This window comes from Microbacterium enclense (genome assembly GCF_004022425.1).
GTDB classification, from domain to species: Bacteria; Actinomycetota; Actinomycetes; order Actinomycetales; family Microbacteriaceae; genus Microbacterium; species Microbacterium enclense_A.
This window is the reverse complement of the sequence record NZ_RBZY01000079.1, coordinates 1-9,208: the sequence shown is the minus strand read 5'-3', so window position 1 is coordinate 9,208 and position 9,208 is coordinate 1. Positions and strand designations below refer to the sequence as shown.

The window sequence follows — 9,208 nt, the reverse complement described above, 5'->3', positions numbered from 1 at the left end:
AGGCCCGGGATGCCATGGCATCCCGGGCCTTTTCCCTGCGCGCGTGGCGTATCGGTCGCGTCGGCGGGGGAGATAGTTTGAATCAGACGAGAGGACATGACACGTGATCGATGAAGCGACCCGGCGCCGCCGCGTTCTGCTCAAACTGTCCGGTGAGGCCTTCGGCGGGGGACAGCTCGGGGTCAATCCCGACGTCGTCAGCCAGATCGCCCGAGAGATCGCCGAGGCGGTGGATCGCGTGGAGATCGCGATCGTCGTCGGCGGGGGGAACTTCTTCCGTGGTGCCGAACTCAGCCAGCGCGGCATGGACCGCGGACGGGCCGACTACATGGGCATGCTCGGGACCGTGATGAACGCCCTCGCGCTGCAGGACTTCCTCGAGCAGGCGGGCGCGGCCACGCGCGTGCAGTCCGCGATATCGATGACGCAGGTCGCGGAGCCCTACATTCCGCGCCGTGCGCAGCGGCACATGGAGAAGGGCCGCGTCGTCATCTTCGGTGCGGGCGCCGGCCTGCCCTACTTCTCGACCGACACGGTCGCCGCGCAGCGCGCGCTCGAGATCGGCGCGTCCGAGGTGCTCGTCGCAAAGAACGGCGTCGACGGCGTGTACACCGCCGACCCCCGCGTGGATGCCACGGCGACCAAGCTCGACCACCTCACCTACACCGACGCCCTGCAGAAGGGCCTCAAGGTCGTCGACTCCACCGCGTTCAGCCTCTGCATGGACAACGGCATGGACATGCGCGTGTTCGGCATGGAGCCCGCGGGGAACGTCACCCGCGCGCTCCTCGGCGAGACTATCGGCACACTCGTCACCTCGTGACGCGCGGCGCGGGCCCGGGTGCCGGGTCCGCGCCGCGATTAGACTGAGACGTCAGCCCCAACGAATGGAGTCACCGTGATCGCCGATGTCCTCGCCGATGCCGGAGCGCGAATGGACCGCGCCGTGGAGGCCGCGAAGGAGGACTTCGCGACCGTCCGCACCGGGCGCGCGAACCCCCAGATGTTCCAGAAGATCCTGGTCGACTACTACGGCTCGCCCACGCCGCTCGCCCAGCTCGCCTCGCTCAACAATCCCGAGGCGCGCACGCTCGTCGTGAACCCCTACGACAAGTCGGCGCTGAAGGCGATCGAGCAGGCGATCCGCGACATGCCGAACCTCGGCGTGAACCCGACCAACGACGGCACCATCGTCCGCGTGACAATGCCCGAGCTGACCGAGGAGCGTCGCAAGGAGTACGTCAAGATCGTGCGCGGGAAGGGCGAGGACGCGAAGGTCCAGGTGCGGAACCTGCGCCGGAAGGCCAAGGACGATCTCGACGCGCTCAAGAGCGACGTCGGCGAAGACGAGCTCGTCCGCGCCGAGAAGGAGCTCGACGGGGTGACCCGTGCGCACGTCGATGCGATCGACGAGGCACTGAAGCGCAAAGAGGCAGAGCTGCTCGAGGTCTGACCCATGCCCGAGGCCCCCGACGCCGGCGAGACGCCACCCGCCGCGCCGCCCTCCCGACGGAGGGGCGACGCGGCGCGTCGCGCTCCCGTCACCGACGACACGGTGACCGCGATCGAGTCGCAATTGCGTTCCATGCGCACGGATGCCGAGCAGCACATCGCCCACGCCCGGGCGGAGTTCGATCACGCCAACGAGCGCCTCAAGCAGCGGACCGGACGCGACCTGATCGTGGCCATCCTCATCGGCGTGGCGATCGGTGTGGTCGTCGTCGCGTCGTTGATCTTCGTGAAGTGGCTATTCGCGTTCTTCGCCCTCGGCGCGATGGTGCTCGCGGTCTTCGAGTTCTCCCGGGCCCTGCAGGTGTCGGGGCGTCGGGTCGACGTGGTCCCGCAGCTGGCCGCGGGAATCCTCCTCCTGGCGAGCGGCTTTCTGGCGGGTCTGTGGCTGCACTGGGTCGCCACCCTCGTCGCGGTCGCCATCGTCATCGTGTGGCGTCTGACGGCCCAGATGGTCGCGGCCGACGGGCGGTCTCACACGGCGGTCCTCGCGGACGTGCTGGTCGGAGCCTTCGTCCAGCTCTACGTCCCGTTCCTCACGAGCATGGCCCTGATCCTGCTCGCCGAAGACGGGGGCGAATGGTGGGTGCTCGCTTTCCTCGTCCTCGCTGTCGTCGCCGACACGGGCGCCTACGTGTCAGGCCTCACGTTCGGCCGCGGCGGTCGGCATCCCATGGCTCCCCGGATCAGCCCCAAGAAGACCTGGGAGGGCTTCGCGGGGGCGTGCGTCGCCGCGCTGGCGGCCGGTGTTCTGCTGGCCGTCTTCATGCTGGGTGTGCCGTGGTGGACGGGGCTCATCTTCGGCGCCGTGATCCTGGCCACCGCGACGGTCGGCGACCTCGGCGAGTCGATGGTCAAGCGCGACCTCGGCATCAAGGACATGAGCTCGTGGCTCCCCGGTCACGGCGGTGTCCTCGACCGTCTCGACTCGATCCTGCCGTCGGCCACGGCAGCGTTGGCTCTGTTCTACCTTCTCTCGCCGCTGGGGGTGTCATGACCGATCGCGAGCCGCAGGGGTCACCGCGTCCGACGCCATTCCCGAACGCCCCCGGGCGCAAGAAGGGATATGAGAAGCGCGCGGTCGACGCTTTCCTCGAAAAGGCACGCGCCGCGTTCGAGGCCGATGAGCCGGGCACGCTCCGCTCGGCCGAGGTGCGAGCGGCATCCTTTCCGCTCGTCCGCCGCGGGTACGCGATCGGACCGGTGGATGCCGCCCTGGGACGGGTGGAGGACGCCTTCGCCGCGCGCGAACGGGAGTACGCGTTGTCACGCCTCGGCGCGAGAGCGTGGGTCGCCGAGACGCGCGACACGGCGCAGGTCGTGCTCGACCGCGTGTCACGCCCGCGCGGCGAGCGCTTCGAGCGCGTCGGACTCCTGCACTTCGGTTACAGCGTCGCCGAGGTCGACATCGTGGCCGACCGCATCGCTCGGTACCTCGCCGCCGGAGAGCCGGTGACACCCGAGCAGGTGCGCTCGGTCGCGTTCCGCATCCAGCGCGGCGGCTACCGCGAAGCCCAGGTGGACGCCGTGCTCGATGCGGTTGTCGAGGTCATGCTCGCGGTGGGCTGATGACGCGTGGCACCACGTCGGACGCATCGGTAGACTCGACCGCACTGTGACTCCCGGATCCGACCTCACCCGCGCCTCGTCCCGGCGTGCGGCCCGTCGCGGCCACGCGGTGATGGACGTGGTGCACCCGGCTCCGTCGGCGCGGCGCGGGATCCACTGGTCGCGTCGGCGCGGGGTCGTCGCTGTCTTCGCCGCCTGCGCGGCGCTCGCGTTCACGGGCGCTTACGTCGGTCCCATGGGGGGCGCGATCCTGCGCGCACAGGCCGACGAACCCCAGACCGTCACGCTGTACGCCGAAGGACTCGACGACGCCCAGCAGGTGTCGACGGGCGGCGAGAAGCAAGCGCCGACGCTCGACCGCTCGAGCTACAACGTCTACGTCAAGCCGAAGCCCACACCGACGCCCACCCCGACCGCCAAGAAGGCGTCGTCGACGGGATCGGAGACATCGAGCGAGAGAAGCACTGGTCCGCTGCTCTATTCCGGCGGCGGTGCGCCCAGCGAGTGGATGGCGTCGGCCGGTATCTCGGAAGCCGACATGGGCTACGTCGACTACATCGTCACCCGTGAGAGCGGGTGGAACCCGAACGCCACCAACCGCTCGTCGGGCGCCTGCGGGCTCGTGCAGGCACTGCCCTGCAGCAAGGTGCCCGGCAACGGGTACGACCCCGTCGACAACCTGCGGTGGGCCACCGGTTACGCCGTCAACCGCTACGGCAGCTGGGGCAACGCGTACGCGTTCTGGACCAGCAACCACTGGTGGTGACGGGAGAGTGCCCCGCTCCCGCAAGCGTCGGCCGTCGAATGACCGCTCCGACGCCTCGCTCGATCGTCTGATCGCCGGATGGAAACGCACCGAGTTCAAGCGCGGTGCGGAGTGGACCGTGCAGCCGCTGTCGGCGGCCCAGGCGCAGAAGTCCTACATCTGCCCGGGGTGCGGGCGATCGGTCGAAGTGGGCGTCGCGCATGTCGTCGTGTGGCGCGCCGACGGCGTGCTCGGCGACTCGGCCGATCTCGCCGCTCGACGTCACTGGCACACGCACTGTTGGAGAATTGCCTGATGGAGATCCGCGGCCCCGTCCTGCTTCCCGCCCACCGCGAGGACGTCGAGCTCACCACCGTCGACGGCCTCACTCTCGTCGGCGAACTGGCCGTCCCCGAGAACGGGTCACCGGTGGCGACGCTCGTGACCCTCCACCCGCTGCCGACCGCCGGCGGGTTCATGGACTCCCACATCCTGCGCAAGGCGGCCGGACGTCTCCCCGCCCTCGCCGATCTCGCGGTGCTGCGATTCAATACGCGCGGCACCACATCGCCCCGCGGAACGAGCGAGGGAGCGTTCGACGGGGGAGCGGGTGAGGTGTTCGACGTGGCCGCCGCGGTCGACTTCGTGCGCGAGAGAGGGCTTCCGCGCCCGTGGCTGGTGGGCTGGTCCTTCGGGACCGAACTCGCCCTGAAGTACGGCCGTGACCACGACATCGAGGGCGTCATCCTGCTCTCGCCGCCGCTGCACCGCGCGAGCGCCGAGGAGGTCGCGGCCTGGGCGGGCGATTCACGCCGCATGGTGGTGCTCGTCCCCGAGTTCGACGACTACCTCCGCCCCGACCAAGCGCGGGTGCGGTTCTCCACCGTTCCGCACGCACACCTCATCGCCGTCGAGGGGGGAAAGCACCTGTGGGTCGGCGAGAACCAGACGCGCCGGGTGCTGACTGAGATCGTCGCGGCCGTGAACCCGGACGCCCTCCCTCTCCCCGTCGAGTGGGACGGGCCGGTCGACGACTGAGGCTCAGCGCTCGTTCTGCCGCGGGATGATGACCTCGCGGTAGATGATCAGGATGCTGGCGGCCACCGGGATCGCGATGAGCGCTCCGAGCAGGTTCAGGAGCGCGCCACCCGCGAGGGCCGAGATCACGACGACAGACCCCGGCACCGAGACCGCGCGATTCATGATGCGCGGCGAGATCACGTACGCCTCGATCTGCATGTACACGAGGTAATAGATCGCCGCGATCAGGGCGACCGTCGGAGACCCGAGCCCGGGGATGAGGCAGGTCAACACGATGATCGTCGACCCGGTGAGGGTGCCGACGAGGGGGATCAGCGAGAAGAAGAAGGCGATGACGGCGAGCACCGCGGGGAACGGTGCACCGATGATCGAGAGGAAGATCGCGCTCAGGATGCCGTTGATCACGCCGAGGCTGACCTGACCCATGACGTAGTAGCCGACGGAATCGGTGATCTTCTCGGCGAGTTCGATGAAGCGCGCCCGCTTGGATGCCGGGACGAGTTGGTACACGGCCGACTTCAGCGACGGCGTCGACGCGGTGAAGTAGATGGTCAGGATGAGCACGATGAAGGCGCCGCCGAGGCCGGCCGCGACCGCTCCGCCGACGGTCAGCAGACTGTTGCCGACCATCGTCGAGATGGACCCGACGTCGAGCGTGGTGAACCACTGCTGCACGCCGGCCCATACCTCGTCGATCCGCAGCCACGGGAACGTGTCGGTGGCCCACTGCTGGACGTTCGTGACGACCTCGTTCCAGCGCCCCGGCTGGAGGAGACCCTCGATCTGGCCGATCAGCTGCGCGATCTGGCTCACGATGATGGGCACGACCATGAGGATGATCCCGGCGAAGATGCCCAGCACTCCGAGGATCGTCAGAAGAACGGCCGCCCAGCGCGGCAGGCCGCGACGCTCCAGGAACGAGACGACCGGATCGAGGCCGAGCGAGAGGAAGAGAGCGGTGCCCACGTAGAGCAGGATCGTGGAAAGGTTCTGCACGCTCCCGATCACGAGCAACCCGACCCCGACGCCGAGCGTCGCCAACAGGGCGACCCGGAACGGATTGTGGATCTTCATCGTCGGGGTCTCCTGCCTCGGGCGGGCATATGGGCCCGTCTCGAAAGGATACTGAGCACGAGGGCCCCGCGGGACCGCCGGGCCTCGCCGCGAACTTTCAGCCGGCCTCGGCTAGTCTGAAACGTCGATTCTTCGGCGGCCGCTCGAGTCGCCGGTGGGGATGGTGTGAAGCGTGAGATTCGTCTGGGCCGTGGTGGCGTTCGTCATCGCTGCCGCCATGATCGGCGCGGGCATCGCTCAGCGCACCGTCTTCCAGGGCCCCTCGGTGGCCACGGAGTCCATCCAGACGGACGGGACGACGGCCTACACGCTCGTGGACGGGGCGGTGCTCGGGAGCCTCCCCGGCGCACAGGCGCTGCGGGTGGCGGGTGACGGCGAGGTGTTCGTCTCGTACGGTCGCACCAGTGACATGCGGGCGTGGCTGGCCGACGTTCCCTACACCGCCGTGACCCTCGGACAGGAGAACGCGGTCGAAACCGCCGTCGTGCCCGCCTCCACGACTGCGCCGACGACCGAGACGACCGCGGCGCGGACACCGGCGGGGTCCGACCTCTGGCTCGACGAGTACCAACAGACCGGCTCGCTCACCACCACTCTGCAGCTTCCCGCCGATATGAGCGTTCTCGTCGCGAGCGATGGCACGGCCCCGGCGCCGTCCGAGATCACCGTCTCGTGGCCGATCGACAACTCCACGCCGTGGGCGGGTCCCCTGATCGCCGGGGGAGCGATCGCCCTGCTGGCCGGCATCGTGCTGTACGTCCTCGGCATCCGCCACGTACGCCGCTCTCGTCGTCCGCGCCGTAAGGGACTCCCGCTTCCCGTCACCGAACCGATCTCCATCGCCGATGCCGATGCCGCCGAGAAGGGCGTCATCAGTTCGAGCCCCGCACGCCGCAGTCGCGGTGCGGTCGGACGCGGCCGCCGCGCGCTGTTCGCCGTTCCCGCCCTGGGTGTCTCGATGGCGTTGTTCGCAGGCTGCTCCGCCGACGCGTGGCCGCAGTTCGCCGCCAGTGGGAGCCCGAGCCCCAGCCCCACCGTCATCGTGCCCGAAGGACAGTTCCCGCCCGCGGTCACCGAGAACCAGGCCGAGCGCATCGTGTCGAAGATCGCGACCACCGTCGCGGAGGCGGACTCGACCCTGGACGCCACCGCCGCCGCAACCCGGCTCGCCGGGCCGGCCTTGGCGGAACGCCAGACCAACTACGCCCTGCGCGCCGCGCTGCCCGATCGCCCCGCGCTGCCCGCGATTCCCGCGGAGCCGGTGCAGATCATCCTCCCGCAGACGACCGGAACCTGGCCGCGCACGGTGATGACGGTCGTCGAGTCGGGCGATTCCGCCGCCCCGACGACCTCGATCATGATGATGACGCAGGAAGACCCGTGGTCCGAGTACCGCGTGTCCTATGTCGGCAACCTCGAGGCATCCACCAATCTCCCGGAGCTGGCAGCCCCCTACGTCGGCGCGACCCAGGTCCCGCCGGACTCGTCGTTCCTCGTCATGCCGCCCGACGAGGTGGCGGCGGCCTACGCCGACCTCATCAACAACGGGCAGAACAGCGCATCGTGGGCCGCCTTCGACACGGCGAACGATCTGCTCCTGCCGGCGATCGAGGACAACAAGCGGGCCCGCACCGACGAGCTGAACCAGACCGGCCAAGGCACCGCCGAGATCAGCTTCTCCGCGTCGGCCGGCCCGGCCGAGCCCATCGCCCTCGCGACCCTCGACACCGGCGCGATCGTCGCGGTCAACGTCCACGAGAGCGATACGGCGAAGCCGACGAATGCGGATGCCGTCATCAAGCTCGACAACAATCCCGCGGTGAAGGCCCTGACCGGGGTCGACCAGTCGGCCACCGGCTTCACCACGACCTACACCGATCAGATCTTCTTCTACGTGCCCAGCCAGGGATCGGACGACAAGATCCGGCTGCTGGGCTACCGTTCCAGCCTCCTCGAAGCGAAGGTGTCCCCGTGAGCACTCCCACCCCCGGTTCCGTCCTGCGCGGAGCGGTCGACCTGTCGTCGCTACGCAACCGCCCGCAGCCGCCCGCGGCCCCCGCGGAAGGTGCGGCTTCTACGGGACAGGGCGCCCCCGCACCGTCGCTCGTCTTCGATGTCACGGACGCCTCGTTCGGGCAGTTGTTGGAGTTGTCGCGCAGCGTCCCGGTCGTGGTCGACCTGTGGGCGGAGTGGTGCGGTCCGTGCAAACAGCTGAGCCCCGTCCTCGAGAAGGTCGTGACCGAGCTCGCCGGCAAGGTCGTCCTCGCGAAGGTCGACGTCGACGCCAACCCGCAGCTCGCTCAGGGCTTCCGTGCGCAGTCGATCCCGATGGTCGTCGCGCTCGTCGCGGGGCAGCCCGTTCCGCTGTTCACCGGTGCCGTCCCCGAACAACAGGTCCGCGAGGTCTTCGCGCAGTTGCTGCAGCTCGCCGCTCAGCACGGCGTCACCGGAACGGTGCCCGTAGAGGGTTCCGAGCCCCCGACGGAAGAACCGGCCGAACAGCCCCTCCCGCCGCTGCACGCGGAGGCGTTCGCGGCCATCGAAGAGGGGGACTACCCCCGCGCCATCGCCGCTTACGAGCGGGCCCTCGTCGAGAATCCGCGTGACGCCGACGCGCGCGCAGGGCTCGGGCAGGTCCGCCTCCTCGACCGTGTCCAGGGCGTCGATCTGCAGGCGGCTCGCGCCGCGGCGGCCGCCGGCCCCACCGACATCGAGGCGCAGTTCGTCGTGGCCGACCTCGACATCGCCGGCGGACACATCGACGATGCGTTCGCCCGCCTGCTCGACCTGTTCGGCGCGCTGCCGTCGGACGAGCGCGCGCCGGTGCGCGAGCGTCTGCTCGAACTCTTCGGACTCGTCGGTGACGAAGACGCCCGCGTCATCCGGGCGCGTTCGCGTCTGGCATCCCTGCTCTTCTGATTTCACGAGAGATGGCCCCGTCCGAGGACGGGGCCATCTCTCGTTCGCGGATCAGCCGGCGCGGTGGTGCAGCCAGAGGACGCCGAGCGGGGGGACGGTCAGCACGGCACTCCCCCGGGCGTCGGTGGTGACCGCACCCAGGTTCCCCTGGCCCGATCCGCCGAAGGCTTCGGCGTCGCTGTTGAGGACCTCGGTCCAGGTTCCGGCCTCCGGGAGGTCGAGCGGGAAGTCGCTGAGCGGCACACCCGAGAAGTTGCACACCACGGTGACGGTGTTGCCGTGGTGGTCGCGGCGCGCGAAGGCGAGCACGTTGGGGTTCCACGCGGGGGCCCCGAGTCGCGAGAACGCAGC

Annotated in this window: 11 protein-coding genes; 9 read left to right on the top strand and 2 right to left on the bottom strand. The window is 69.5% G+C overall.

Annotated elements, in window-relative coordinates:
* Nucleotides 1–103 precede the first annotated feature (103 nt).
* The 7 genes from pyrH (at nucleotide 104) to D8Y23_RS15120 (ending at nucleotide 4,861) form a co-directional block, all read left to right on the top strand.
* On the top strand, nucleotides 104–823 hold the full coding sequence (pyrH, locus tag D8Y23_RS15150; RefSeq protein ID WP_128218908.1) for a UMP kinase: 720 nt from the start codon (nucleotides 104–106) through the stop codon (nucleotides 821–823).
* A 75-nt stretch (nucleotides 824–898) separates the two neighbouring features.
* Nucleotides 899–1,453, top strand: a complete 555-nt coding sequence (frr, locus tag D8Y23_RS15145) for a ribosome recycling factor (protein ID WP_128218907.1) — start codon at nucleotides 899–901, stop codon at nucleotides 1,451–1,453.
* A gap of 3 nt (nucleotides 1,454–1,456) precedes the next feature.
* Nucleotides 1,457–2,506: a phosphatidate cytidylyltransferase gene (locus D8Y23_RS15140; protein ID WP_128218906.1), complete on the top strand. Its 1,050-nt coding sequence runs from the start codon at nucleotides 1,457–1,459 to the stop codon at nucleotides 2,504–2,506.
* Nucleotides 2,503–3,078: a DivIVA domain-containing protein gene (locus D8Y23_RS15135; protein WP_128218905.1), complete on the top strand. Its 576-nt coding sequence runs from the start codon at nucleotides 2,503–2,505 to the stop codon at nucleotides 3,076–3,078. The genes D8Y23_RS15140 and D8Y23_RS15135 overlap by 4 nt, the downstream gene beginning before the upstream one ends.
* Before the next feature lie 46 nt (nucleotides 3,079–3,124).
* Nucleotides 3,125–3,844 (top strand): transglycosylase SLT domain-containing protein, encoded by a 720-nt coding sequence (locus D8Y23_RS15130; protein WP_240663925.1) that lies wholly within the window; start codon nucleotides 3,125–3,127, stop codon nucleotides 3,842–3,844.
* A 7-nt stretch (nucleotides 3,845–3,851) separates the two neighbouring features.
* The gene (locus D8Y23_RS15125; RefSeq protein WP_128218904.1) at nucleotides 3,852–4,139 is read left to right on the top strand and encodes a hypothetical protein; all 288 of its coding nucleotides are present in this window, start codon (nucleotides 3,852–3,854) and stop codon (nucleotides 4,137–4,139) included.
* Nucleotides 4,139–4,861 (top strand): alpha/beta hydrolase, encoded by a 723-nt coding sequence (locus D8Y23_RS15120; RefSeq protein ID WP_128218903.1) that lies wholly within the window; start codon nucleotides 4,139–4,141, stop codon nucleotides 4,859–4,861. Before D8Y23_RS15125 ends, D8Y23_RS15120 begins: the two co-directional genes overlap by 1 nt.
* A 3-nt stretch (nucleotides 4,862–4,864) precedes the next feature.
* Here the strand turns inward: D8Y23_RS15120 and D8Y23_RS15115 are convergent, their stop codons facing one another.
* The gene (locus D8Y23_RS15115; protein ID WP_128218902.1) at nucleotides 4,865–5,938 is read right to left on the bottom strand and encodes an AI-2E family transporter; all 1,074 of its coding nucleotides are present in this window, start codon (nucleotides 5,936–5,938) and stop codon (nucleotides 4,865–4,867) included.
* A gap of 172 nt (nucleotides 5,939–6,110) precedes the next feature.
* Between D8Y23_RS15115 and D8Y23_RS15110 the strand changes: the two genes are divergently transcribed.
* On the top strand, nucleotides 6,111–7,913 hold the full coding sequence (locus tag D8Y23_RS15110; protein ID WP_128218901.1) for a glycosyl transferase: 1,803 nt from the start codon (nucleotides 6,111–6,113) through the stop codon (nucleotides 7,911–7,913).
* Nucleotides 7,910–8,857, top strand: coding sequence for a tetratricopeptide repeat protein (locus tag D8Y23_RS15105; RefSeq protein WP_128218900.1), 948 nt, complete (start codon nucleotides 7,910–7,912; stop codon nucleotides 8,855–8,857). The genes D8Y23_RS15110 and D8Y23_RS15105 overlap by 4 nt, the downstream gene beginning before the upstream one ends.
* Nucleotides 8,858–8,908: 51 nt before the next feature.
* Here D8Y23_RS15105 and D8Y23_RS15100 read toward each other — a convergent pair.
* Nucleotides 8,909–9,208, bottom strand: a 300-nt coding sequence (locus D8Y23_RS15100; protein ID WP_205797293.1) for an alpha amylase C-terminal domain-containing protein, incomplete at its 5' end; no start/stop codon positions are given.